General features: G+C 42.5%; 24 protein-coding genes. 4 read left to right on the top strand and 20 right to left on the bottom strand.

What is annotated here, in order from left to right; translation table 11 throughout:
* Positions 1 to 254 precede the first annotated feature (254 nt).
* The 18 genes from rfbH to ciaB all read right to left on the bottom strand — a co-directional run bounded on the left by rfbH (position 255) and on the right by ciaB (position 19,809).
* Positions 255 to 1,583, bottom strand: coding sequence for a lipopolysaccharide biosynthesis protein RfbH (gene rfbH, locus NL930_RS02905; protein ID WP_254376993.1), 1,329 nt, complete (start codon positions 1,581 to 1,583; stop codon positions 255 to 257).
* On the bottom strand, positions 1,583 to 2,503 hold the full coding sequence (locus NL930_RS02900) for an NAD(P)-dependent oxidoreductase (protein WP_254376994.1): 921 nt from the start codon (positions 2,501 to 2,503) through the stop codon (positions 1,583 to 1,585). The genes rfbH and NL930_RS02900 overlap by 1 nt, the downstream gene beginning before the upstream one ends.
* Complete coding sequence (locus NL930_RS02895) at positions 2,500 to 3,285, bottom strand: aldolase/citrate lyase family protein (RefSeq protein WP_254376995.1); 786 nt, start codon at positions 3,283 to 3,285, stop codon at positions 2,500 to 2,502. The genes NL930_RS02900 and NL930_RS02895 overlap by 4 nt, the downstream gene beginning before the upstream one ends.
* Entirely contained in the window at positions 3,282 to 4,016 is a 735-nt protein-coding gene (locus NL930_RS02890; RefSeq protein ID WP_254376996.1) for an HAD-IIA family hydrolase, read from the bottom strand. The genes NL930_RS02895 and NL930_RS02890 overlap by 4 nt, the downstream gene beginning before the upstream one ends.
* Positions 4,009 to 5,808 (bottom strand): thiamine pyrophosphate-binding protein, encoded by a 1,800-nt coding sequence (locus NL930_RS02885; protein WP_254376997.1) that lies wholly within the window; start codon positions 5,806 to 5,808, stop codon positions 4,009 to 4,011. Before NL930_RS02885 ends, NL930_RS02890 begins: the two co-directional genes overlap by 8 nt.
* The gene (gene rfbG / locus NL930_RS02880; protein WP_254376998.1) at positions 5,805 to 6,917 is read right to left on the bottom strand and encodes a CDP-glucose 4,6-dehydratase; all 1,113 of its coding nucleotides are present in this window, start codon (positions 6,915 to 6,917) and stop codon (positions 5,805 to 5,807) included. Before rfbG ends, NL930_RS02885 begins: the two co-directional genes overlap by 4 nt.
* Positions 6,902 to 7,675: a glucose-1-phosphate cytidylyltransferase gene (gene rfbF / locus NL930_RS02875; protein ID WP_254376999.1), complete on the bottom strand. Its 774-nt coding sequence runs from the start codon at positions 7,673 to 7,675 to the stop codon at positions 6,902 to 6,904. The genes rfbG and rfbF overlap by 16 nt, the downstream gene beginning before the upstream one ends.
* Before the next feature lie 7 nt (positions 7,676 to 7,682).
* Positions 7,683 to 8,702, bottom strand: coding sequence for a dTDP-glucose 4,6-dehydratase (gene rfbB / locus NL930_RS02870; protein WP_254377000.1), 1,020 nt, complete (start codon positions 8,700 to 8,702; stop codon positions 7,683 to 7,685).
* Positions 8,702 to 9,568: a dTDP-4-dehydrorhamnose reductase gene (rfbD, locus tag NL930_RS02865; protein WP_254377001.1), complete on the bottom strand. Its 867-nt coding sequence runs from the start codon at positions 9,566 to 9,568 to the stop codon at positions 8,702 to 8,704. The genes rfbB and rfbD overlap by 1 nt, the downstream gene beginning before the upstream one ends.
* Positions 9,561 to 10,136, bottom strand: a complete 576-nt coding sequence (gene rfbC / locus NL930_RS02860; RefSeq protein WP_254377002.1) for a dTDP-4-dehydrorhamnose 3,5-epimerase — start codon at positions 10,134 to 10,136, stop codon at positions 9,561 to 9,563. Before rfbC ends, rfbD begins: the two co-directional genes overlap by 8 nt.
* The gene (gene rfbA, locus NL930_RS02855) at positions 10,133 to 11,020 is read right to left on the bottom strand and encodes a glucose-1-phosphate thymidylyltransferase RfbA (RefSeq protein ID WP_254377003.1); all 888 of its coding nucleotides are present in this window, start codon (positions 11,018 to 11,020) and stop codon (positions 10,133 to 10,135) included. The genes rfbC and rfbA overlap by 4 nt, the downstream gene beginning before the upstream one ends.
* Positions 11,017 to 12,021, bottom strand: a complete 1,005-nt coding sequence (gene galE, locus NL930_RS02850; protein ID WP_254377004.1) for a UDP-glucose 4-epimerase GalE — start codon at positions 12,019 to 12,021, stop codon at positions 11,017 to 11,019. Before galE ends, rfbA begins: the two co-directional genes overlap by 4 nt.
* A gap of 178 nt (positions 12,022 to 12,199) precedes the next feature.
* Positions 12,200 to 13,969 (bottom strand): EAL domain-containing protein, encoded by a 1,770-nt coding sequence (locus NL930_RS02845; protein ID WP_254377005.1) that lies wholly within the window; start codon positions 13,967 to 13,969, stop codon positions 12,200 to 12,202.
* 73 nt (positions 13,970 to 14,042) lie between these two features.
* Positions 14,043 to 14,645, bottom strand: a complete 603-nt coding sequence (locus NL930_RS02840) for a hypothetical protein (protein WP_254377006.1) — start codon at positions 14,643 to 14,645, stop codon at positions 14,043 to 14,045.
* Positions 14,646 to 14,704: 59 nt separating this feature from the next.
* Positions 14,705 to 15,499 (bottom strand): ABC transporter substrate-binding protein, encoded by a 795-nt coding sequence (locus NL930_RS02835; RefSeq protein ID WP_254377007.1) that lies wholly within the window; start codon positions 15,497 to 15,499, stop codon positions 14,705 to 14,707.
* 152 nt (positions 15,500 to 15,651) lie between these two features.
* A complete protein-coding gene (locus tag NL930_RS02830; protein WP_254377008.1) occupies positions 15,652 to 16,344 on the bottom strand; it encodes an ABC transporter permease in 693 nt (230 codons plus the stop codon).
* A 71-nt stretch (positions 16,345 to 16,415) separates the two neighbouring features.
* Complete coding sequence (locus tag NL930_RS02825; RefSeq protein ID WP_060825335.1) at positions 16,416 to 17,861, bottom strand: acetyl/propionyl/methylcrotonyl-CoA carboxylase subunit alpha; 1,446 nt, start codon at positions 17,859 to 17,861, stop codon at positions 16,416 to 16,418.
* Between the two features lie 85 nt (positions 17,862 to 17,946).
* Positions 17,947 to 19,809 carry an invasion protein CiaB gene (gene ciaB / locus NL930_RS02820; protein ID WP_254377009.1) on the bottom strand — a complete coding sequence of 621 codons (1,863 nt, stop codon included), beginning with the start codon at positions 19,807 to 19,809 and terminating at the stop codon, positions 17,947 to 17,949.
* Between the two features lie 72 nt (positions 19,810 to 19,881).
* On the opposite strand from ciaB, the gene NL930_RS02815 reads away from it, so the two are divergent.
* Genes NL930_RS02815 through NL930_RS02805 form a run of 3 tightly spaced genes read left to right on the top strand, consistent with a single transcriptional unit; the run spans position 19,882 to position 22,760 of the window.
* Positions 19,882 to 21,156 (top strand): O-acetylhomoserine aminocarboxypropyltransferase/cysteine synthase family protein, encoded by a 1,275-nt coding sequence (locus NL930_RS02815; RefSeq protein ID WP_041962315.1) that lies wholly within the window; start codon positions 19,882 to 19,884, stop codon positions 21,154 to 21,156.
* A gap of 16 nt (positions 21,157 to 21,172) precedes the next feature.
* Positions 21,173 to 22,303 (top strand): hypothetical protein, encoded by a 1,131-nt coding sequence (locus tag NL930_RS02810; protein ID WP_254377010.1) that lies wholly within the window; start codon positions 21,173 to 21,175, stop codon positions 22,301 to 22,303.
* A gap of 7 nt (positions 22,304 to 22,310) precedes the next feature.
* Entirely contained in the window at positions 22,311 to 22,760 is a 450-nt protein-coding gene (locus NL930_RS02805) for a YaiI/YqxD family protein (protein WP_254377011.1), read from the top strand.
* A gap of 8 nt (positions 22,761 to 22,768) precedes the next feature.
* Here NL930_RS02805 and NL930_RS02800 read toward each other — a convergent pair whose 3' ends face one another.
* Positions 22,769 to 23,578: a hypothetical protein gene (locus NL930_RS02800; protein WP_254377012.1), complete on the bottom strand. Its 810-nt coding sequence runs from the start codon at positions 23,576 to 23,578 to the stop codon at positions 22,769 to 22,771.
* A gap of 46 nt (positions 23,579 to 23,624) precedes the next feature.
* Positions 23,625 to 24,659, bottom strand: a complete 1,035-nt coding sequence (locus NL930_RS02795; RefSeq protein ID WP_373028069.1) for a substrate-binding domain-containing protein — start codon at positions 24,657 to 24,659, stop codon at positions 23,625 to 23,627.
* Positions 24,660 to 25,041: 382 nt separating this feature from the next.
* Between NL930_RS02795 and pstS the strand changes: the two genes are divergently transcribed.
* The gene (gene pstS, locus NL930_RS02790) at positions 25,042 to 26,037 is read left to right on the top strand and encodes a phosphate ABC transporter substrate-binding protein PstS (RefSeq protein WP_254377014.1); all 996 of its coding nucleotides are present in this window, start codon (positions 25,042 to 25,044) and stop codon (positions 26,035 to 26,037) included.
* Positions 26,038 to 26,072 lie beyond the last annotated feature (35 nt).

Below are 26,072 nucleotides of genomic sequence, written 5' to 3'. Positions count from 1 at the left end.
TTTATCCTTATTAGAGTTTTTTGGATTGTTTTTATATATTTTATACCATATCAAAAGTGTAAAAAAAGCTGTTGATGTAAAAATATAATACAAATAAAAAAAGAAAAATCTATTTTTTGATGGAAAATAAAAATAGTAGACCCAATCCATGTATTCATATTTTTCAGCTATTTGGTAAAAAAACTTACCAAATAGCTTATAAGAGACAACTTCAAAAAGTATAAAAACTAAAATAAGTTTAAAATAAACTTTCATTATTTTCCCAAAAATTCTTTTATTTTTTCAATCATATACTGTATGGCATCATCGCCCATACCAGGGTAAAGTCCAACCCAGAAACTATCGTTCATAATTTTATCAGTGTTTGGCAATACTCCGACAACTCTATACTCTTTATCTTTTTCCAAAGATTCAAACAATGGATGTCTAAGCATATTGCCAGCGAAGAGATTACGAGTTTGAATGTTATTGTTCTCCAAGTACTCAACAAGCTCATTTCTAGTACATTTAACGCCTTCTTTTAAAGTCATCATAAATCCAAACCAACTAGGATCACTACTAGGTTGCATTGTGACTAAGATAAGTTCAGGAATGTCTTTTAGTCCGTCATGAAGTTTTTTAAAATTTTCTTTTCTTTTTTCTACAAAGCTTGGAAATTTCTCAAGTTGGGCACAGCCAACAGCCGCTTGCATATCGGATACTTTAAGATTAAATCCAAAATGGCTATAAACATACTTATGGTCATAGCCTTTTGGTAAACTTCCAAATTGTTGAGAAAATCTACATCCACAGGTATTATCAACACCACTTTCACACCAACAGTCTCTTCCCCAATCACGCATAGAGAGCATAATTTTTTTAAGCAAAGGATTGTTTGTATAGGTTGCACCACCCTCGCCCATAGTCATGTGATGTGGCGGGTAAAAGCTACTGGTTCCAATGTCGCCCCATGTTCCCGTAGGTTTACCCTCATACGTTGAGCCAAGCGCATCGCAATTGTCTTCAATAAGCCATAGATTGTGTTTATCACAAAATGCTTTGACGGCTTTAATGTTAAAAGGATTTCCTAACGTATGGGCTATCATCACCGCTTTTGTTTTTGGGCTGAGTGCTTTTTCTAACTGTGTAGCATCAATATTAAAGTGTGTGAGTTCCATATCGACAAATACAGGCACAGCACCGTATTGAACAATAGGCGCTACGGTGGTTGGAAAACCAGCCGCTACGGTAATGACTTCATCCCCTCGTTTAACTTGTCGCTCTTTTAAAAGAGGTGACGTTAGGGCATAAAATGCCAACAAATTGGCAGAACTGCCACTGTTAACCAAGAACGCCCATCTTACATGTAAAAATGCTGCCAACTCTTTTTCAAATTTTTTGGAGTAATCGCCATACGTTAACCAAAAATCAAGCGAGCTATCGACGAGATTGACCATCTCTTTTTCATCAAACACGCGCCCTGCATAATTCACACGACTCTGCCCTGCAACAAAGGGTTTAGTTTGGTTTTTTTTATGCACGAGTTCATAATACTCTTTTGTTTTATCTAAAATCTCTTGTTTGAGTTGTTGCTCTTTTGTCATTATTTACCTTTCCACATTGAATCTATCTTTTTAATATAAGGATCTTCTTTGATGGTTTGAATATCCAATTGCTCTAAATTTTTTTGAAAATAACATCTCATTTTAGCAATAGCATTTTTATGAGATGTGAACGGAAAATCACCAAGTTCTTTTAAGAGGCGCTCATTATTGGAAGTGTATTCATGATTGAGTCCTTCATTGATGACGCTTATTTCCGATTTAAAATCACTGACTTCATTGACCAAATTTGCCAATGTAACCAAATCTACTTTTGTACCCGTTGTGACGTTGTAAATTTTCTCTTTCGTATCATTATAGATAAAAAAATCTATCATTTTGACTAAATCATCAATATAAATATAGTCAAAATAGACATTTTTATTAATTGTGATAGGCAAATGCAACAGATTTTTAACAATTGCATTGGAAATAAATTTATAACGATAGTTTTCATACTCACCATAGGCACCAAAAATCCTTAATTGCACTATATTCTGAGATTTTTCTATATAGCGTGATGTTATAGATTTATAAAACCCATATTCATCTAAAGGGAATGATGTGAGATACTCTTCTTCTTTCGCTTGAATGATAGGTTTATGTTTACCATACTCCGCACCACTCCCAAAAGAGATGATTTTCTTGACATTTTTTTCATGCTTGACAATATTGAAAAAAATTCGCAGATTGTACTCTGTAATGCTTTTCATATCAAGTGTATCGCGACCACCACCACGATTTGCAGTATGAACGATAATATCAATTTTATTTTGCAAGATATAATGATCTACGGCATCTTCATCACTAAGATCAAGCTCTTTACTGGATGGAGTAAAAAGCTTGATATCCGTGTCAGCGATAAGATATTCTCTAAGATGAGTACCAACAAAACCGTTAGCACCAGTTATAAAAATATTCATTTTTGTGCAAGTCTTTTTTCAAGCATTTCAATTCTTTTTTCATCTTCATTATGAATTCGATGATAATATCTTCGTTTGCTTTTCAACCATAACAATTCAAATTCGACACCCGTTAAAATACCATCTGAAATGTTACTCACAGCATCTTTATGATAAACAATTTTGCGTGTTTCATATTTATCGATTAGATTTTGATTAACAAGAGATTTGATAAAATCAGCAGAATTTGTAGAGATAGCTCCACCCAAGCCACATTTCAACCCTTTTTCTCTTGATTTTTGAAAAATCTCAGTGCAGTACTGTAACATTTGTTCACTGTCTACAAAATTCCTATCTTTACCCATTGAACCCGTAAAATCGACCCGTCCTATTGTAACACCAGAAAGTGTATTTAAATTGTCAACCGTTAAAATATCATCGATATTATTATAAGAGGTTATCGTTTCAATGTTTATCGCAAATTCAATGTCTTCTCTATTATCTTCTGCAACAAACGTATTAATAGCACCAATAAATTTACTTACTGCAAACTTTGTTTCAGCCATAGGTGCGATAATACCGCCAACACCTAATGTAATAGCATTGTACATATCTGACACCGCTTCTACACCACCTATTTTAATAATAATTGGCAAATCAACTGTATCAGCAACATCTTTCAATCTAGAAAGCTCGTCAGATCTACTTCCTTCATTTTCATACTCTGCTTTAATCTCAAAAACTCCATAATCATTTTTAAGTCTTTTTAAAACTTCGATCATCTCGTACTCTAATACATTCACTGGTATCCTCCTGATATAATTTTGATAGCATCTTCTAACGTTTTCCCATCTTTTCCAACAAGAATACTTTTGCATTCATAGTTATTTGCCATTGCAATATCACTTTCCATCATGTCCCCAATGACCCAAATATTATCTTTATGAAGATTCCATTCTTTACATATCGTTTCAAGTAAATATATATTAGGCTTACCAACAATATAATCTGCCTGACACTTACTTGCCCCTAATAATGATGCTAAAATAGCATTCGCACCTGGTTTATAAACACCATTTTCTATTGGAAAATTTGCATCAGCATTACTCGCTATGATTTTTGCGCCATTACGAATTGCGGTTAGCCCTCGCGCTATTGTATTATAGGTAAAGTTCACATCTAATCCAACAACAACTGCTTCACATGAATATTCATCAACAACCTCAATATTTAATGATGACAATTCTTGGGCAAAACTTTCAGTTCCAATGAGAAAAACTTTTTTTAAATTAGTTTCTTTTAAGTATTTACCTGTTGCATAAGACGATGTATAGACTTTAGCAACTTCTGTTTTTACATTCAAATGTATCAATTTATTGCAGATTTCATTCCGCGTTTTAGTCGAATTATTTGTAAAAAAAATAACTTTATAACCTGAATCTTCTAATAATTTGATCGCTTCTAATGCGTAATATGCCAATGTATTACCATAGTAAATAGTACCATCTAAATCAAATATGACCGCTTTATTCATCGAGTGTCTTTATAATCATATTATTTTTAAATTCATCTCTTGGCAAAAATGGGAACATATCTTCCAATGGTTTAGAAATCATCTTGCCATCAGGTTTAACTTCTGATGAAAGTTTTGGTTCCATTTTTTCCGATGGAGAGAGCATCAATTCACATACAATAGGATTATTGGCTAGCAAAATAGGTTTCAAAATATTTTTGAGATTTTGTTGACTTTCTATTTTGACGGTTTCAAAACCATAAGCCTTAGCAATTTTTAAAATATCTGGAAAACTAACGCCACTATCACTATCTGCCCCAACTTTATGCCCTTTAAAAAATCCATTTTGTGTATTACGAATAGATATATACCCACCATTATTTAAAACAAAAATTTTAATTGGTAATTTATTGTGAATGATAGTTTGAAACTCCTGAATATTCATTTGTAAACTACCTTCACCCGTTACGCAGATGACCTCTTTTTTACCGTGTGCATAACAAGCACCTATGGCTGCGGGAATATCATAGCCCATTGATGCACATCCGGAATTTACAACAACTTTTTGATTTTTATAAAGTTTCAAACTTTGATACGAAGCAACGCACGCTGTACCATTTCCAAAAATATAAACTTCATCATCACTCGCTATATCTGAAATGACATCATAAAAATTATAAGAATCAACACAGTCAGAAACTTCCTGTCTTTTAACTTCTATGGTTGGATATTGTTTTTTATAAGACTCACATTTAGTAAACCATGCTGAAATATCAGGTAATATTTCTTGTTTCATATGTTTTAGCAATGTTTGAATAAAGATCTTTGCATCGCTCTTTATTTTGACATCAATAGCTAATGTATGTTTATTTAATTCTGCCTCATCGATATCAACAACAATTTTTTTTGCTTCTCTACCAAAGAATTCCCAATTATAACTGATAGCCCGTATATTAAGTCTTGCTCCAATAGCAAGCACTAGATCAGCATTTTGAACAGTAAAATTCGCCATTCGATTGCCAACGGTGCCATATCTACCAAAAAAACAAGGATGATCATTTCGTACGATATCATAACGGGCGAATGTTCCAATAACAGGTATTTTTAAAGCATCAATAAGTTCTAAAAAATCTTGATCAGCATCTGCAAGTCTAATGCCATTACCTGCAATAATGACGGGTCTTTTTGCATTTTTAAGTAATTGAATGACTTCATTAATTTTAGTATCGTAAATAACTTCTTCTGGTACTGAAAACTCTATTAAGTCATTTTCATCGATCATCGCCCCTTGAATATCAAGAGGTACATCTATCCAAACAGGACCTGACCTTCCATGTTTTGCTTCATAAACTGCTTTTTGTAAATGGTATTTAATAGTATTTTTATCGGTGATCATCACTGCATATTTGGTAATAGGTTTAACTAAATCAATAATGTTGATTTCTTGGTCACCTAATTGACGCAATTTGAGCTCTGGCTGTGATGCGATCGTTGTTTGAAATTTTACTTGACCTGAAATAATCATTGTAGGAATAGAATCAACCCAAGCGCCATAAACACCTGTCATGGCATTTGTTCCGCCAGGGCCTGTTGTGACATAAGCAATACCAATTTGATTGGAGACTCTAGCAAATCCTTCTGCTGCAATAGCACATGCTTGTTCATGATGATTACAAACATACTCCAACTTTTCATTTTTTCCCAAAGAATCAATTAGGTGCATATTGCCACCACCAGAAACCATGAACACGGTTTTGGCTGTATCTTTGTGTTCTGCTATAAAATTTGCTATATAATCACTTACTTTAATCATTTTTGTGTCCACTCAATATTTTTTTCTTTTGCATCTCGCACATAATTTTGCAAATCTTCTTCGCTTAAAAGTTTATTGTGCTCATAAAAGGCTTTATACCATTTCACCGTCTTTTCAAAGGTCTTTTCACTATCCCACACATCTTTCCAATGAAGTTTGATATGGGCTTTTGAGCAATCAAGTTTTAACAAATTAGCTTCATGAAGTTGGTTTGGAGTTTGATTGATCTCATAGTCAATTGTATCCCAATGCTGTTTTACATGTAAAACCACTTCTTCGACGCAAATACTGCCCTCATCACTCGGTCCAAAGTTCCATGCTTCTGCAAATTCTACTTTTCCCTCAAGCAATTTTTGACCTACATGCAAATACCCACTCAATGGTTCAAGAACATGTTGCCAAGGTCTTGTTGCTTTAGGATTTCGGATGCTTACTTTTTTACCTTGACTCACAGATACCATAATATCCGTCATCAGTCTATCGTGTGCCCAATCTCCTCCACCAATGACATTGCCGGCTCTGCATGTTGCTAAAAGCGTTTGATGTAATTTTCTATAGTCATGGGGATTAAAATATGAATTTCGATATGAACTTGCAAGTAAATCTGCACACCCCTTTGATGCACTATAAGGATCATACCCACCCATCGGGTCGTTTTCCCTATAACCCCAAACCCATTCTCTGTTTTCATAGGCTTTGTCACTAGTAATATTCACAATCGCTTTGACATTATTTTTACGACATGCTTCAAAAACTTTGAGTGTTCCTATCACGTTTGTTTCATAGGTTTCTATCGGGTTTGCATAAGAAGGTCTGACCAATGCTTGCGCTGCCAAATGAAATACAATATCTGGCTTGTACATTGCAAATGTTTGGTCAAGTTTCTCTAAATCTCTTATATCACCAACAATAGATATTATATCAAGATTTAAAAGCTCAAAATGATTGGGTTTTGTAGGTGAAGGCAAAGAATAACCAATAACAGTTGCACCCATTTTCTTTAGCCAATAGACAAGCCAAGAGCCTTTAAAACCTGTGTGTCCTGTGACCAAAACAATTTTATCTTTGTAGATACAATCAAATAAAGAGTGCATTACCAAACTTTCCATGGAGCTTTATTCTCTTTCCAGAGTTTATTGAGTTTTTGGTTATCTCTTAGGGTATCCATTGGTTGCCAGAATCCTTCATGTTTATAGGCTACCATTTCATTATCTTTAGCTAAATTTTGAAGAGGAGCTTGTTCAAAAATACAATTCTCATCATCGCTAATATAATCAAGCACTTTGGGCTCACATACAAAAAAACCTCCGTTAATCCATCCAGCTTCGGTTTTTGGTTTCTCAATAAAACTTTTAATATTCATACTTGCATCAATATCAAGATTTCCAAACCGTGCTTCTGGTTGAATGGCTGACATGGTAATGGCTTTACCATGTTGTTTATGAAATGCCACTGTCTTAGCAATATCAATATCGCTTACACCATCACCATACGTCAATAAAAATGGCTCATCACCTATATATTGTTTTGCACGTTTAATACGACCACCCGTCATCGTATCAAGTCCTGTGTCAACAAGGGTTACTTTCCATGGTTCACTACTATTATTGTGTACTTCCCGACTGTTGGTTTGTAAATCTATTGTTACATCGCTTTGATGTAAAAAATAGTTTGCAAAATACTCTTTGATATAGTAACCTTTGTATCCGAGTAAAATGACAAACTCGTTAAATCCATAATGAGAGTAAATCTTCATAATATGCCATAATATTGGCTTTCCCCCAATTTCTACCATAGGTTTTGGTTTTACATCCGTCTCTTCTGCAATTCTTGTACCATAACCACCTGCTAATAATACCACTTTCATATTTTCATTACTCCCTGAATTTTTTTAAATACCATTCAACGGTTTTGACGATGCCGCTTTCAAAATTCTCTTCGGCACTCCAACCGAGTTTTGTTTCGATCTTCGTCGCATCGATCGCATAACGCCTGTCATGACCCGCTCGATCTTCGACAAATGTGATTTGTTCTTGATACGATGTTGCTTTAGGCTTGAGCGTATCTAAAATTTCACAGATTTTATGGGCGATATAAAGGTTGTTGCGCTCGTTACGTCCGCCGATATTGTACGTCTCGCCTGAGATACCCTCATGATAAGCAAGATCGATTCCTTTGCAATGATCGAGCACGTAGAGCCAATCGCGAATATTTTTACCGTCGCCGTAAATAGGGATTTTTTGACCGGCAAGGGCTTTGCGTACGATCGTGGGAATGAGCTTTTCATCGTGTTGCTTAGGCCCGTAGTTGTTGGAACAATTGGTCACGACGGTGTTCATCCCGTACGTGTGATGATAGGCTCTCACGATCATATCGCTAGAGGCTTTCGATGCCGAATAAGGTGAGTTGGGCGCATAAGGTGTGCTTTCGGTAAACAAACCCTCTTCGCCTAAGGTTCCGTAAACTTCATCGGTAGAGATGTGATGAAAACGACACGCCTCGTATCCTTCTTTCCAGACGAAAGGTTTTTCCATCCACGTTTTATACGCCACGTCGATCAGCGTAAACGTGCCGTTAACATTCGTTTCGACAAAAACGCCCGGATTTTTAATCGAATTATCGACATGCGACTCTGCAGCAAAATGAATGACGCCGCAAATCGCGTATTGTTCGAACAACGATTCCACTAAAGCACGATCGCAAATATCGCCTTGAACGAATACGTAGCGTTCGTTATCGTCCACTTCCGCCAAATTGTCCAAATTGCCCGCATAGGTTAAAAGATCAAGATTGACGATACGGTAGTGGGGGTACTGTTCTAAAAAGTACGGCACGAAATTAGAGCCGATAAAACCGGCACATCCGGTCACTAAAATTGATTTGGTATACGGCATCAGCGTTCTTCTCCCATATGACGTAAACATGCGTGTAAACTCTCTTGCCAATGAGGAATTTCTAACGCATACGCCTGTTTAATCTTTGATTTATTTAAAAGCGAATAATGCGGCCTTTTAGCCGGTGTCGGATACGAAACGGTTTCAATGGGCACAACCTTACATGTAAGCTTGGCGCTCTTCATAATTTCTTTGGCAAAATCATACCAAGAACAAACACCTTCGTTAGAATAATGGTAAATTTGCGTTTGCGCGTTGTCGATGTGCGGCAACATGTCCAAAATCGCCTTAGCGAGGTCTCGCGCGTAAGTCGGCGTTCCGACTTGATCGAAAATGACGCCTAAAGACTCTTTCTCTTTTCCAAGGCGTAACATCGTTTTGACGAAGTTGGCTCCGTAGCGACTGTAAACCCATGACGTGCGGATAATGACGCTATGAGGAAGAGTAACATGTAAGAGTGCTTTTTCGCCTAAAAGCTTCGTTTGCCCGTAAACCGATTGCGGATTGGTCGCATCGTCTTCGACGTAAGGACGGTAGTTTTTTCCGTCAAAGACGTAATCGGTGGAGATGTGCACGAGTTTGCAGTGAGACTCTTGGGCAATCGTTGCCAGATATTTGACCGCTTGATGATTGATGGCATCTGCTAAAGCTTCGTCGCTTTGGGCTTTATCAACCGCCGTATACGCCGCACAATTGACGATCGTATCGATGGCGTTTTGTTTGACATACGACCTTATCGCTTCTTCGTCGGTGATGTCCAACTCTTCTTTATCCGTAAAAAAGTAGGTATGGGCATACGAACGTGAGAGTTCACGCAGTTCGCTTCCGAGTTGTCCGTTTGCGCCGGTCACTAAGATCTTAAGCATAGTAGTTCACGCCGTAGTCGAAAAGATCGAGCGCATCTTCGAGTTTGGGCTGTTGAGTATCTCGTTCAGAAAGGCGCAACGCTTCTACGCTTAGCGGCCACTCTATTTTTAAATTTTTATCGTTATACGCAATACCGCGATCAGACTGTGGAGCATAATAATTATCGACCTTATACGTAAACGTACAGGTTTCGCTCAACACCACAAAACCGTGCGCGAAGCCTCGTGGAATAAACATCTGGCGTTTGTTTTTACCGCTAAGTTCAACCGCCACATGTTCCCCAAACGTCGGACTTCCCACGCGAATATCGACCGCGACGTCCAAGACTTTCCCGTCAATCACGCGAACCAATTTAGACTGGGCAAACGGAGGTAGTTGATAGTGAAGCCCGCGTAAAACGCCGTGATGGCTCCTCGACTCGTTATCTTGGCAAAAATTGACACGATAGCCGATAAAATTTTCAAACGCCTCTTGTCGAAACGTTTCAACAAAATAGCCTCGCTCGTCGCCAAACACTTTAGGCTCGATAATAATCACTTCAGGAATTCCCGTTTTTAAAAAATTCATTTTCGTCTTCTTTCTTGCGCTTTTTTCAAAAGGTATTGCCCGTATTGATTCTTTTTCAAAGGCTCGGCTAAGGCAAGCAACTGCTCTTTACTGATGTACCCTTTATCGTACGCTATTTCTTCAAGGCAGGCAACTTTAAGGCTTTGTCTTTTTTCGATGGTTTGAATAAATTGTCCCGCGTCTAACAAGCTTTCGTGCGTTCCCGTATCGAGCCATGCAAAACCTCTTCCCATCAGTTCGACTTTGAGCGCACCTTGCGTTAAGTAGGCTTGATTGACGGAGGTTATTTCTAGCTCTCCTCGTTCGCTCGGCTTGACGTTTTTAGCGATTTGGACGACGGAATTGGGATAAAAATAGAGCCCGACGACGGCATAGTTGGACTTAGGATGTTGCGGCTTCTCTTCAATGCTTAAAACCGTTTCGTTCTCATCAAAATCCACAACCCCGTAACGTTCCGGATCACTGACGTAGTAACCGAAAACCGTCGCTTTTCCCTCTTTCTCGACATTTTCAACCGATTTTTCCAACAAGCCCGTTAAGCCTTGCCCGTAAAAAATATTATCGCCCAAAACCAAACACACGCTCTCATTTCCGATAAACTCTTCCCCTAAGAGAAATGCTTGTGCCAAGCCGTCTGGGCTGGGTTGTACGACGTACGAAAACTTCATTCCAAGCTCGCTTCCGTCTTGCAGTAACTCTTCAAATCTCGGCAAATCCTGCGGCGTCGAGATAATCAAAACTTCCCTAATCCCCGCCAACATCAAAACGGAGAGCGGATAATAAATCATCGGCTTGTCGTAAACCGGCACCAGTTGCTTACTCACGCCTCTGGTAATGGGATAAAGTCTCGTACCGCTTCCGCCGGCTAAAATAATACCTTTCATTCTTCGTATCCTTTAGGATTTTGACACTGAAATCGCCACATATCTTCGCACATTTTATCCAAATCGTACTTTGCCTCCCACCCTAAAAGCTCTTTAGCAAAACTCGGATCGGAGTAAAACTCCGCGATATCGCCGGCGCGTCTGGGTAAAATCGCGTACGGTATCTCTTTGCCGCACGCTTTTGAAAAAGCATGAATCACGTCTAAAACACTGTACCCTTTTCCCGTTCCCAAATTAACAGCCGTACACTGCGGACGGTCTAAAAAAGCAAGGGCTTTAAGATGCCCCGATGCCAAATCGACCACGTGAAGATAATCTCTTACTCCCGTACCGTCTTTTGTGGGATAATCGTTCCCGAAAACATTGACGCATTGACGCCTTCCAATAGCAACTTGAGCGATATACGGCATAAGATTGTTCGGAATTCCTTGCGGATTTTCGCCGATCAAACCGCTTTCGTGCGCACCGACGGGATTAAAATAACGTAAAATCGCTATCGACCACGTAGGATCGCTGACATGTAAGTTTCGTAGCATCTCTTCAATGACCAGTTTCGTCTGTCCATAAGGGTTCGTCGTACGCAAAGGGTGTGCTTCGGTGAAAGGGAGAAATTCCGGATTTCCGTATACGGTAGCCGAAGAACTAAAAATGAGCTTTTTGATATTCATACGACGCATGGATTGAAGAAGGCAAAGTGTTGCGTATACGTTGTTGTCGTAGTAATCAAGCGGCTTTTCGACCGATTCGCCGACGGCTTTAGATCCGGCAAAATGAATCACGGCGTCGCAACCTTCGAGGGTTTTTTCAAGCAAGGCTTTATCGCGAACGTCGCCGCAAACCGTTGAAAGTTTTTTAGACGTAATTTGCATTACACGTTTGAGCGACTCGGGCGTACTGTTGGAAAAATTATCATACACGACAACTTCAAATCCCGCGTTCAGTAATTCAACACAGGTATGTGAGCCGATATATCCCGCTCCGCCCGTTACTAAAACCGTCATACTACCCCTAAATGCAAACCCGCCAACGATACGTTTTATAATTGTAACGTAGTATCGTTACGTTTTGCGTTATCGTTATTTATGAATCAAACTATGTTTTTCTTTTGAAGAAGTTATTTTAGTCTCTTACGACTTTATTTACGATTAACACGCGGTAACGAATGCAAGCAACGTCGCCTTAGTTTTTAATCACGCCCAGATCGACGCAAGCGATATGGTTGAGGGAGGCTTTGGCGGTTTTCTTTAAGACACCGAAAATTTCATTGAGTTCATTATCGTCAAAATCATGCTGATAGCCGAATCCGTGACAAATGACCGCGGCACTCACCGTCATCAGCGGAAACTTTTGCAATGCCCCTTCACGATTTTTTGCCATAATATACCCCGAACTCAGCCCTTGTTCGCAATAAAAACTCTTAATGTCTTCGGAAAATTTCGAGACGATTTCCAAAATGATTGCGTAGACTTTTTCAAACGTATCTTCTTCTTTTAAGTTCCAGCCTAAGAAAAAATCATCTCCGCCGACATGCCCTATCAAGCACTCTTCAAAACCGATCGAACTGCGTAAAATATCGGCAAAAAGCGTAATAGCGCGATCGCCTTTACGAAAGCCGTAATAATCGTTAAACGGTTTAAAATTGTCAAAATCAAAATATGCCATCATGACTTTGTCTTTACTCTCCATCGCATTGGCGACAAATTCGTTGATGATGCGATTGCCGGAGAGTCCCGTTAAGGGATTTTGATCTTTTGCGTCGACGATATTCTTTTCGTTGACGATGTCCAAAAGCACTTTAGAGCTTAAATAACCGATGTATTTTTCGTCTTCGGTAATCAAGATAGCGTCGTTATCGTCGTCAAAGGCGTAAATTTTCAAAATTTTATCCAACGGATCGTTGATGTCGGCGCGTCCGCAATGCGAAACGATATTTTTCAAGCTACCTTGGGTGATGTTGTACAAAAGCGACTTACCGTAATTGGAGTACATGTAAGATTTGATGTCGGAGTCTTTAATAATGCCCATCGGCGTCCAATCGCGCGCCAAAACCGGCACGAAATGGGTCTTTTTGTCGCCGCGTAAAAGTTCGTATACTTCGTTAATATGCGAATCCACAAAAACGGGATGGCTTTTTTGAATGTACTTTTCGATATTGGAAATCTTCCCGTTTTTGCGTTTCTCGTTTTGTGAAATATTTTTGACATGTTCATAGGAAGGCATAATTTCCCAGACGTTTAGCGTCGGGCGTTGCACGAAATAGCCTTGCACCATATTGCAACCGAGTTTTTTACATTCGATATACTCCTCTTCGCACTCTAAACCCTCGACGATCGTAAAAATACCCATTGCCTGCGCGATCTGAACTATGGAGCCGACGAAGAGTTTTTTCTTCTTGCTTTTATGAATGTCGTTGATAAAAAAACGGTCGATTTTGATAAAATCGGGTTCGGCATGAAAAAGCATCTGAAGTCCGGAAAAGCCTACCCCGAAATCATCGATCGCCATTTTATAGCCTTGTTGCTTGTACAAATTGAGCACGAGTTTATCCACGCCCGCGTACATACCGACTTGATGCTTTTCCGAAAGTTCGAAACAGATGTTCGAAAAGTCCATATCGTAAGTGCTTAAAAGCTCACATGTATAACCGGATTTAAAATCGGGCATCATCGTGATGCGGTTGTCGAGATTGTAAAAAAGTTTGACATGTTTGGCAAAAGGAAGTAACGAAAATTTGTGAATGGCTTTTTCACGGAGCTTAATATCGACGCTGTAAAGCACTTTTTCGCTAAAAGCGGTATCGAAAACGGCATCGATCGTATTAAAATCCGCCGCTTCGTAATTACGAATCAACGCCTCAACGGCGTAAAGCCTTCCCGTATAAATATTGACAATCGGCTGAAACGCAAAATCGGCGACCTCAATGAGTTTTTGCCATCGCTCGTTTAACATGTGACGTGACTCCTCCATTGAAATGGAAGAATTCTACGCTAAAGCGATTACCGAATTGTTACATGTCACGTATTCAGTCGCAATTTTCCACGCAAATTTTATGCGGTATCACCTGTCCTCCGCATCCCGCAAAACAAGCATCGTAGGCTTGGTCGCACCCGCAATCGGTCGTACAAAAGCTTTGTTGATTGACTAAAATTTGCTCAAAAGAAGGGCGTACGGGCACCCACGGCTCGCGCGGTTGACGATAGCGTAGCGCATTCACGCGCGAACGTAATTCGTCGCGTCTTTGACAGGCACTCGGATCTTTCGTGCGTTCGCATTGGGATTGAAAATAGCTCAAATCGCGACTGTAATCGCGATAAGCACTCTCCCACGCAAATCGCTCTGCCCGATACGAAGAGAGTTCGAACATATAACGATCGTAGGCACGATCGAAAGAACGCATCTCTTCTACTTCAATCGCTTTGGCTTTTGCATACGCATCGTCTAAACAACGCTGATATGCCGCTTGACACGGCGTTTGACAACGCTCGCGCGCCGTCATACAGCCGTTGAAACACGCGGTACTTGCTTCCGTCGTCACGAGGGGCGGAACGTATTGATTTTGAATCACGTACCGCGGCCCGCATCCGATAAATAATAACCCGACTATCCCAAGAAGTGCTTGTCGCATTGCCGCTCTTTCGTCATTTTTTTGCGTATTATACGCTACAATCGTGAAAAAACGGTGAATTAAGGCTCGAGTCTCGCCCCTTTAAGATACTGCGCCATCATCCGATCGTAAAGGCTTCCTTTGTCGCCGTCAGGCTCTTTAAGGCGATTGAGTTGTGTTTGCATGATCTGTATCTGCTCTTTAGGAATCTCTTTACCCGCGCAAATGTAATAATCCGTATTTAAAATCACGTATGCCATACGGTACTGCGAAACGTCTTGCCCTTCGGTAATCAAATGATACACGAACGGAACGTCGGTATACACTACTGCATCGACTCTGCCGTATTCCAACATCTTATACCCTTGAATCGGCGTTGAAACACGAGTTATATTTAAACCGTGGTGCTCTCCGATTTCTTGAAACAGTAACTTCTCCGAAGAGGTCTCTTTAATCGTGGCGATACGCATCGGACGTAAAATTTCCGTCAAACTTTTACCGCTAGCCACCGGCGTCGCTCTTTTGGTAATCACGCCCAATCTGACCGTTGCCACCGGTCCTAGCCAATAAAAATGCGGTTCTCGATCTTTCAGCTTAACCGCCGTCATCAAATAAGCCTTGGGGTGTTTGAGGGCTTCTTCGTACATTTTATTCCAAGCGTCCATCGTCAATTCGTCTTGCGAAAAACGTGAACGCAACGTCGAAAGACTGGCTTCGAGTAGATCGACGCTTAAGCCCTTGATCTCGCCTTTATCGCGAAAACTAAAGGGCGGATTCGGCGCGGCATACACTAACGGCTCGAGCGCAAAAGAGGGAGTCACACACACAGAAATCACCGTAACGCAAAGCGCGAAAGCAAAATACAAACGATGCATCATTTATCCTTAATAGCGTTGTCATGACAGCATAGATAAGAAAAAATACTAAAATATATTATAAAGGATTCTTTAAAATTGTAGTCCTATCTAGCTTAATTCAAGCAAAAGAGTGTGACAAAATGGACGAAAAAAAAGTCAAAAAATGAAGACTATTTGTACAAACGCGGTAAATACGCCAAATAAATGATATTGCTCATCGCTCCGCTGCATAAGATCATTGCCATAACGACGATTTGATAACGAACGGCAACTAAAGGATCGACTCCGGAGAGGATTTGTCCGGTCATCATCCCCGGAAGCGAGACGAAACCTACCGCTAAAAATTGATTAATTTGAGGGATCATCGACGCTTTAAACGCGATCGAACGTGCTTTTTCATGAGGAAGATGCTCTTTTTCTTTTTCGTAGCGTTCGGCGGCTAAAGAGAGGGCATTCATTGCATTGGCATAAATCATTCCAGCCAGAGGAATCACAAACCTAGCGTCAAACGGATTGTTTAATTCAAGGACAACCCCTAAAACCCACACTAAATTAAACGAACCTCCCAAAACGATGGAAACCAAAATAAGCCCGAACGTTTTGAAATCTTTTTGGGGAATATTGCGTCTCGCGATAAACGAAGCCGTCGTTACCATCACGATCAGCAGTAAAGAGAGCATCCAAAGCGTATTCGTCTCAAACAAAGAGGTTAAAACGTATCCGACGAGGATCAATTGAACGCTCATACGAAGCGTTGCTTGCGCGATCTCGCCTTTTTTCCCGACCCATCGATAATAGGCATATCCGACAATGCTTAAAGGAATGATCATAAAAAGCAGATGCGATAAAGCGATGGTCTGCATGAGAACCTTAGGAACGATTCAAGAAGCGCGGCACTTCTCGAACCGTTGTTAAGAATTTTTACGAAAAGAGCCTATTGACCGCGTTGTTTCAATGCCGCGACGATTGCCGCGATGTACTCTTCTTTGCTTTCGTCTTCTTCGATATCGTGAAGTGCATCTAGCGTAAAGGTCGGCAATTTATGGTCAAGGTAAGTCGTATTGAAAATACCCGCTTTAAAGTCTTCGTCGCGAACGATTTGGCGGTGAAGCGGAACGTTGGTAGGAATACCCCAAATAATAAACTCGTTCAACGCACGTTTTGCACGGCGAACCGTTCCTTCCCAGTCAAGTCCCGTCACGATCAATTTTCCGATCATCGAGTCGTAATTGCTCGGAACGATATAATCTTTATAACCGATCGAATCCATACGAACGCCCGGACCGCCGGGGGAGAGATGGCGCGTAATGCGTCCGGAGGAAGGAATGAAACCGACTTTAGGATCTTCGGCATTAATACGAAATTCGATCGCATAACCTCTAAATTTAATGTCCTCTTGCATAAACGGCAAGCGTTGACCCTCTGCGATACGAATCATACGGTAGATAATATCCACGCCCGAAATCTGCTCGGTAATCGTATGTTCGACTTGAACGCGCGTATTCATCTCGATAAAGTAGAAGTTGTCGTCTTCGTCCACAAGGTATTCGATCGTACCTACGCTTTCGTAACCGAGCTTGATCATCGCTTTTTTAGACGTACGAAGTAACTCTTTGCGAATCTCTTCGTTAAGTCTCGGGCTCGGAGCGATTTCAACCACTTTTTGGTGCTTTCGCTGAATCGAACAATCCCGTTCGCCTAAGTGAATGACGTTGCCGTATTTATCGGCGACGATTTGGACTTCGATATGGCGGGGATTGGAAAGATACTTTTCAATAAACGCATCGCCTCTGCCGAAAAAGCGTTTCGCTTCTTGCGTTGCCGCTTCGAACATCGAAGCAAACTCTTCTTCTTTTTTGACGATACGCATACCGCGACCGCCGCCGCCGAATGCCGCTTTGATGATGACCGGAAAACCGATCTCTTTAGCGATTTTCGTTGCTTCGGCAATATCCGTAATCGGCGTATCCGTTCCTTCGATGACCGGAACACCGACGGCTTTCATCGCCACTTTAGACGCCATCTTATCGCCGAAAAGTGCGATGTGTTCAGGTTTTGGACCGATGAACGTGATGCCGTTATCGATACAGTGTTGCGCAAAATCAGGATTTTCGGATAAGAAACCGTATCCCGGGTGAATGGCATCCGCGCCTACTTCTTTCGCCAAAGCGACGATTCGCTCGTAGTCTAAATAGGCTTGAATCGGATCGCCGTCGATCAGATAACACTCGTCCGCCTTGCGTACCCAAACGCCCCTCGCGTCAATCGTAGAGAAAATACAAACACTTTTGATTTCCAACTCTTGACATGCCCGAATAATTCTAAGCGCAATCTCGCCGCGATTTGCGATGAGCACTTTTTTTATTTTTTGTGTTTGCACAACTATCTCCCCAAAGAAATTAAGGGTGTTATTATAGCACTAAAATGCCCAATTAAAAAATGATTAAGACATTTTTTTGACATTTTCAAAGCCAATCGGAGCGTTTACTCTGCTCGTCGATCTGCCTTCCGATCGTTTGATGCAAATGCCAATAATACTCCACAAACCGCTTCACGTCCGTACGGCAAGGCATGTATAAACCTTCGGCGTTTTGAGATGCAAAGCGATCTAAAAAGATTTTTGCATCGTTTTGGGCAAGATAATGTTTTGCCAAATCGGTATAGGTCTGAAGATACCAACTTTTGAGTTTTTCGTACGCCGTGTCGCTTTGATCGATCCTTAACGTTTCGTCAAATCGTAAAACGCCGCTTTCGAACAATCCGCTTAAATGGATCAATCCTTCGCAGTAATAAGGCTCGACTTCGCTTGTTTTCATCCACGCAATCAATCCGACGCTTCGTTTGATCGTATCGCTTAAAAGCGCTCTTTTGAGCGTCGCGTCTTCGTGCATAAAAAAGGCGACCAAACCGCCCGTCGTCGCTTTGAACTCTTCGATATTTTTAAAAACGCCGCTTCGATTCATTCGGGTTTCCGTTCCCTCGTCCATCCACAAAATATGCCCGTATTCATGCCCGATCGTACCGACTTCGTAGATGCGATGCCACAAATCCGGACGATGAAAGAGAATGTCGCGTTCTTCGTCGATAAAGGCTTTTCCGAAAACTTCGTGATGGATTTTCAAAAAAGGCTTGGCGCGTTGGGCGTCCAAAACGTTATCGGCAAACGCAAAAATCTTTTTGCCGCGCTCCTTGCTTACTGTTTCGTCGTTAGGAACGACTTGTGCGGAAAAAAGCCCGTTGAACTCCGCCGCGTAAAAAAGTGCCGGACGACCGATATAAAGTTGCACGCGTTTTAAGTTGGAAAGGACATTTTCCCTCACATGTGTTTGCGTCGAGCCTAAAGCGTCGTACAAACGCACAAACGCCTGCTCGATTCGCGCATACGTCGTTGCGGCGCTTTGGTGTTCGGGGCGCGAAAGCCTGACGTCCCATTCGAGGGCAACCGCTTTTTTGTAATGGTCTTCATAGTATTCTAAAGGGTGTCCGATTTGAATCGGAGCGGTCATATCCATCCATTTACGATCCACGTCCGCCCATTTGGCGATCAATTGCGTGCGGTCTTCTTCGCCGAAGGCTTGATTTAAGGCTTGAAAATAACGTACGTACGCCTCTTTTTGTCCCCAAACGGGATCGTCCAAAGCGTTTAAGTCTTCAACCAAAGAGCCGATTGCCGCGCGTACGCTTGCGACTTCGCGCGGAAATGCCGTTGCGTACGCCTGAGCGATATAACCGTTTTCGACTTTTTGCAACACGGAATACGAACGATCGCCCTCTTCACCGCAAGGATCGGGATCGAATAGCCCCTTTTCGTGGAGCATCGCGGCGATTTTTTGTCCGTCGCGCTCGTATTCCAGTTCCAAAAGCGGATTGATCGTGTTGACGATGTGCTCGTTCCAATGCGATTGCCATTCGCTCATTGCGACGCCTATTTCGTGTACGCCTTGTAAAACACGTCGGTAAAACGGTGAAAAAAGTGCCTCTTGTTCGACGGTTGCGATCAAGGACGCGTGGCGTTTCATATAAAACGCTTTCACCCAAAGATAAGCTTTTTCTTTGGCTTGCGCGATAAAGACGGCGTCTTTGCCCTCTTTTTCCAACGCCTGAACGAGTTGGTCGTCTCGGAGATTGATCAGTCTTGTTAACGCCGCGACGCGATTGTCGCGCGTTTGAGCCAACTCGACCTCTTCCAAAAACGCATCGATCAGCGTCGCAACATCGACGTTAAACGCTTCGTGCTCGACCAAGCCGAAATAATCGCCTAACTCTTTTTGGCGCATCGCTACGATTTCGTACAATCGCGCCCAATCGTTTAAAAATTTTGCTTTCATCACTTCATTCTCGTGTTTTTTTAAGTATAATTTTATCTCATTTAATCTCATGAACGCTTTAAAGGATACATAATGTCACACGACTGGGCGATTGAAACCAAAACCATTCAATGCGGGTGGGAGCCGAAAAACGGCGAGCCGCGCGTCCTTCCCATTTACCAGAGCACTACGTACAAATACGACAGCGTCAAAGAAGTTGCGATGCTTTTCGATTTGGAAGCGCCGGGGCATATGTATTCGCGTATTTCCAATCCTACATGTGAAGCCTTAGAAAACAAAATCGCCGCCCTCGAAGGCGGTGTGGGCGCATTGGTTACCTCTTCGGGGCAAAACGCTTCGACGATCGCTATCGCCAATATTTGCTCCTCGGGCGACCACTTTATCGCCGTGGGCGCGATTTACGGCGGAACCGTTTCGTTATTTACCAACACGCTGAAAAAAATGGGCATCGACGTCACGCTCGTAGACGCTAGCCTCTCCAAAGAGGAACTCAAAACGTTTTTCAGACCCAATACCAAAGCAATTTTCGGCGAAACCATCGCCAATCCGAAACTCGACGTCCTCGATTTTGAAAAATTTTCCGCCTTGGCGCACGAGATGGACGTTCCGCTGATCGTGGATAATACGTTTGCCACGCCTTACCTTTGCCGTCCGCTGGAACTTGGAGCGCACATCGTCATTCACTCGGCGACCAAATACCTCGACGGGCACGCAATCAGCGTCGGAGGCGTGATCGTAGACGGCGGTACATTTAACTGGCGTAACGGTAAATTTCCCGAATTTACCGAACCCGACAAAAGTTACCACGGCATCGTCTATACCGAAAAATTCGGCAATCTCGCCTACATCGTCAAAGCCCGCGTTCAGTGGATTCGCGATATCGGTTCGTACTTGACGCCGATGAACGCTTTTCTAACCAACCTCGGCACGGAAACCTTACATGTCAGAATGGACAGGCATTGCGAAAACGCCTTAAAGCTCGCTTTGTTTTTAGAAGCGCATCCCAAAGTCGGCTGGGTCAACTATCCCGCTTTGCCTTCGCATAAAGATTACGCATTAGCGCAAAAGTACCTCAAAGGCGCGAGCGGCGTTTTAACGTTCGGCGTTAAAGGCGGAAGGGAAGAAGGCGAGAAAGTGATGAACGCACTCAAACTTGCCGCCATCGTCGTACATGTCGCCGACGTTCGTACGGGCGTGTTGCATCCGGCGAGCATGACGCACCGCCAACTCAGCGACGAAGAACAACTCAAAGCCGGCGTTACGCCCGATTTGGTTCGCGTCACCGTCGGACTCGAAAATATCGACGATATTATCGCCGATTTCGACCAAGCGCTTCGTACGATTTAACACGCAAAGGATCCGCATGAACACGAGCCGTTACGAAACGATCAACACGTACCTCAATCGAGGCATCCTTGAAGCCGCTATCAACTTCGCCAAAATGTACGAAAGCCCGTTTTGCTTGGTAAAATTCGGCTTCGAGGTCGATGTCGAAGACGGCTTTTTTTTCCGAGACGTGATCACGTTTATGCACTCGGAACTCTCGTTTCAAACGATTTTGCAACAATCAAACGACACCTTCGTCGTCATCTTGCGCGATACGAAACTGCACCATGCCAAAAAAATCATGAAACACGTAGAGCACGCCTTGAAGGTCTATTTTAAAGTCGAGCTCAAAAGCATCGGTATCACGCTTTACGATCCGAGCGATACGTACAAAAGCCTGATGGATCGGCTCGATAAATACTACGTTATGTCCAAACTTTCGACGCGCAAAAAGATTTTTTACGGCACTTTGGAGTTTGACTTTTACGAAACGCATACTAAAAACGACGTCTTAGCCGCTATCTTGCGTAAAGACAAACGCGTCACGCTGCATAATCTTTACAACGGTATTCCCATCCAAGAAGAAGCAAGCGTCGCCCACTTCGACGAGGGCGTAGCACAACTGAAAATTACGACGCCCAAAATTCATTACTACGGCTTGGAACACTTTACGTTTTTACAACACGACAAAATCCCTAACGTCATCAAAGCCAAAATCATCAAAGTCGATCCGGCAAAATCCTTGGTCGTCTTGACGCAACTTGAATTTTTAGACGCTTCGCCGCTTGATCGCTCCTACATCCGCGTTCAACCGCAAAAAGCAATTAACGCGACGCTTTTACGCACAAAAATCAAACTCTTCGACGGTACGATCGACAATCTATCGGAAAGTGCGATCGTACTTCGCGTCAAATTGGGCGATATTGAAAAGATTTTACAAAAGGGACTTTTGGAGGAGACGTTTGAGATTCGTTTTCAACTGCCCAGCGACAAAGGCTTTTTAACGATGATTAGCGCGGATGCGACGATTTTTAGCCTCATCAACGAAACGCTTGTGCTTGCGATTCAACCCAACGCGTTTATGAAATCCAAAATTCATCAGTACATCGCCATGCGCCAAAACGGGCTCTTGATGGAACTACGCCATCAACTCAAACATCGAAGTTAGTCGACGTATGGCACTTTACGTCGATGCCGACGCTTTTCCCAACCTGCTGAAAGACATTTTGCTACGCGCCGTTTCCAAACGCGAAATCACGACCTATTTTGTCGCGAACAAACCCATTCCTTTGCCCGCCTCGTCGCACCTTCATATGATCGTCGTCGCCCAAGGAGCCGATGAAGCCGATCATTATATTTTTGAACATGTCAAACCGTATGAGTTGGTCGTGACGGCGGATATTCCTTTGGCAAATCGACTCGTCGATAAAAAGGTTTTGGTACTCGACCCTAGAGGAACGCTCTACGACGAACACAATATCAAAAGCCTGCTTGCGATGCGAAATCTCATGCAAGAACTCAGAGATGCGGGTGAAATCACCGGCGGACCAAGCGCGATCGGTGAAAAGCAAAAACGCGCTTTTGCCGATGCGCTCAACGCCCTTTTACAAAAATATTCGTTTTAAACGCCGCTTTATTTCTCCGATGCAAACAAAAGAGCCTGCGAACGGCTCATCATACGCGGCACCACGTCGTCAAAGGCGTCGCTTACGTTTTTACGTTTGGACTGGATGTTGCTTGCCAAACGATCAAACCCTTGCGTATAGGTCTCGAAAACCTCTTTAAAGGCTTTAATGCGTTTGACGCTCTCTTTATTGTCGACTAAAAGCTCGATCTTGTCGGCATGCTTTTTGACGAGGTCTTTCATCTCTTTGGTTCGAATCAAGAAAAATTCACTGTTATTGAGCGAATACGACGCCACGGCCAGTTTATACTTCAACGCCGCGTCTAAAAGATGCGCCGCACTGTTGCCGCTCATCGGATCGTTATCGGTAAACGCCTGAAACAAAATACGGTTGGGATGCTCTTCCAATAACGCATCGTACTTGGCGAAAATCTCCACTTCGATCTTAGCATTCTCTTCTTCAAGCGCGATGATCGCTTTGAACAAACGATCGAAAGCTTGCATATCGCGACGCAAGGCATCGATCGTTTGCGCACGGTTTTTGTCCTGAGACGATTGCGCGTCCAAAGTGTCTAAGAGCGCGTACAGACGTTTAGCTTCTTGATCGAAATCGATCAGGTATTTTTTATCTTGGACGATCATATATTCTTTCACGTCCAAACGTAACTTCATGAGCGTCGGGCTCATCGAATGAAGCGTCTCAAGCGTCGCTTTTTGCGTTTGAGAGGGGCTTTGCGATTGCATGACATGTACGCCTGCAATCGTGAGGGCAACCGTGCCTACCAACGCAAAAGCGCATCCTAAAATCGTTCGTTGCATTCCTTATTTCCTTTCTAAAAGCATGCCTTATCGAAGGCAAAACGGCTTAGGGTAAAATCGTATTTTTCTTGACCATCGCTTCGGTCAGTTTGGTTTGAGCCCAAACGGCGACTTGCACTTTTTTCAATTCACGCTCGTCCATCGGAATCAAGCCGATGCGTTGTAGTGCGCCTTTTAGGCCTATCATGTTTGCGTTCGTGTACAATTTAATGAACGCTTCCATGCCTTTAACGTCGTTTCGATGAGCATTTTTGATGTAAAGATACAATCCTCGCGCGATCGGGTATTCGCCTGAAGAGATCGTTTTAAAATTGGGATCTTTTCCGTCGACGTGTGCGCCTTGGATTTTATCGGCGTTCTCTTCAAGATAGCTATAACCGAAAATACCGAACGCTTCGAGGTCTTTTGTCAGTTTACGCACGACCAAATCATCGTTTTCCGCCGCGGGAACATACACGTCGTCTTGGCGAATGGCTTTGTATTTGCCTTTTTGTTCGCCGTATGCGTCAAAATGTTTAGAAGCATGTTCCATGACCATCTCTTCGAAAGAATCGCGCGTTCCTGAAGTTGTCGGAGGTCCGTAAACGACGATTTTGCGATTGGGAAGCGAAGGGTCGATTTCATTCCATGTTTTATACGGATTTTTAACCAAGCTTTTGCCGTCTTTAGAGGGAACTTCTTCGGCAAGCGCTAAAAAAATCTGTTCGCGCGTCAGCGATATGTCGGGATTTTTTTGCGAATGAGCAAACACGATGCCGTCAAATCCGACTTTCATACCGGTAATGTCGTTAACGCCGTTTTTGACGCACGTTTCATATTCGCTTTGCTTCATCGGGCGTGAAGCGTTGGTCATATCGGGCGTATCGGGGCCTACTCCGGCACAAAACAGTTTCATTCCTCCGCCCGTTCCGGTAGACTCGACGCGCGGAAGCGGATTGCTTTTCGCGGCAAAGGCCTTGGCGACGTAGGTCGTAAACGGATAAACCGTCGAAGAACCGACAATATAAATTTGATCTCTCGCAACGGCGACGCCGCTTAAAGAGGCAATGCCCAACAACCACACGATAGCACGTTTTGACATGTTCATCCTAACGCTCCTTTTTTTTTATTTTAATCACGGCGTTTAGGCAAAGCCCAAACGCCTACGCTCGCCGCTTTGGCACTAAAGCTTGCCTCATTCGAGGCAGAAGTTTTCAAATGCCGCATCCAACATTTTTTACCTTTTTAATCACGGCGTTTAGGCAAAGCCCAAACGCCTACGCTCGCCGCTTGGACGTTCAAACTTTTTCAATCCGATGCAATTGCAAACGCTATATTAAAGGGATTTCATTACGGTGTGATTACGTTTCGTTTTTGACATGTCACGCTTCAAAAAGAGCCTTACATGTAATCAAACGGTAACCAATTCCTATTAGAATGCCTCTTGTTATATCAAACTTCAGCAAAGGGGAATTTCAATGAAGATGAATAGAATGTTACTTCTTTCAGCTCTAGCGGCAGTCAGCCTTGTAGCGGCAGATAAAATCAACGGCGCGGGTGCTAGCTTTCCGGCTCCGATCTATTATAAATGGGCGCACGATTACCAAGCACAAACCGGCGTACAAGTCAATTATCAATCTATCGGTTCCGGCGGCGGTATTAAACAAATCGAAGCGCGTACGGTGGATTTCGGAGCTTCCGATGAACCGCTTGAAGCTAAACGCTTGGGTGAGAGCAAACTTCTTCAATTTCCTGCCGTCGTCGGTGCTATCTGTTTAGCGTACAATCTTCCCGAACTTGAAGGCAAAGAAGTCAAGCTTTCCAATGCCGTCGTCGAAGAAATTTTCTTAGGCACGATTACCAAATGGAACGATCCTAAAATTGCCGCGGACAACGCAGGCGTAGCTCTTCCGGATAAAACAATCACGATTGCGTATCGATCTGACGGAAGCGGTACGACATGGAACTTTACCTACTGGCTCGATAAAATGGGTAAAACATGGCATGAAAAAGTGGGCTTGGGTAAAACCGTTCAATGGCCTGTGGGTATCGGCGGAAAAGGTAACGAAGGCGTGACCAATATGATCAAACAAACTCCGGGCTCTATCGGTTATATCGAAACGGCATATGCTGCAAAAAATAACCTTCCGATGGCAACGCTTCAAAGTGCCGAGGGTACGTGGGTAAAAGCAACGACCGAAAATATTATGGCAGCTGCGGCGAACGCAAAATGGAAAGGCGAAGAGGGCTTTTATCAAATCCTTGCTTCACAACCGGGTAAAAATACGTATCCAATCGTAGCGGCAACGTTTATTCTTTTACCGCAAGAAAAAGCGGCTGAAAACAAAGAGGTCTCAAAATTCTTTACATTCGCGTTTGAAAAAGGTGCGGCGGAAGCTGAAAAATTGGGCTATATCCCACTTCCTAAACCGACCGTAGAAGCCATTGAAGCTTACTTGAAAACCAACGGCGCAAAATAATTTTAACTCGCGGGGCTTAAGCTCCGCGACACCTT

The organism is Sulfurospirillum sp. hDNRA2 (genome assembly GCF_024206095.2).
Lineage (GTDB): Bacteria > Campylobacterota > Campylobacteria > Campylobacterales > Sulfurospirillaceae > Sulfurospirillum.
Note: the sequence above shows the minus strand (reverse complement) of the source record. Positions and strands in the feature narration are given on the sequence as shown.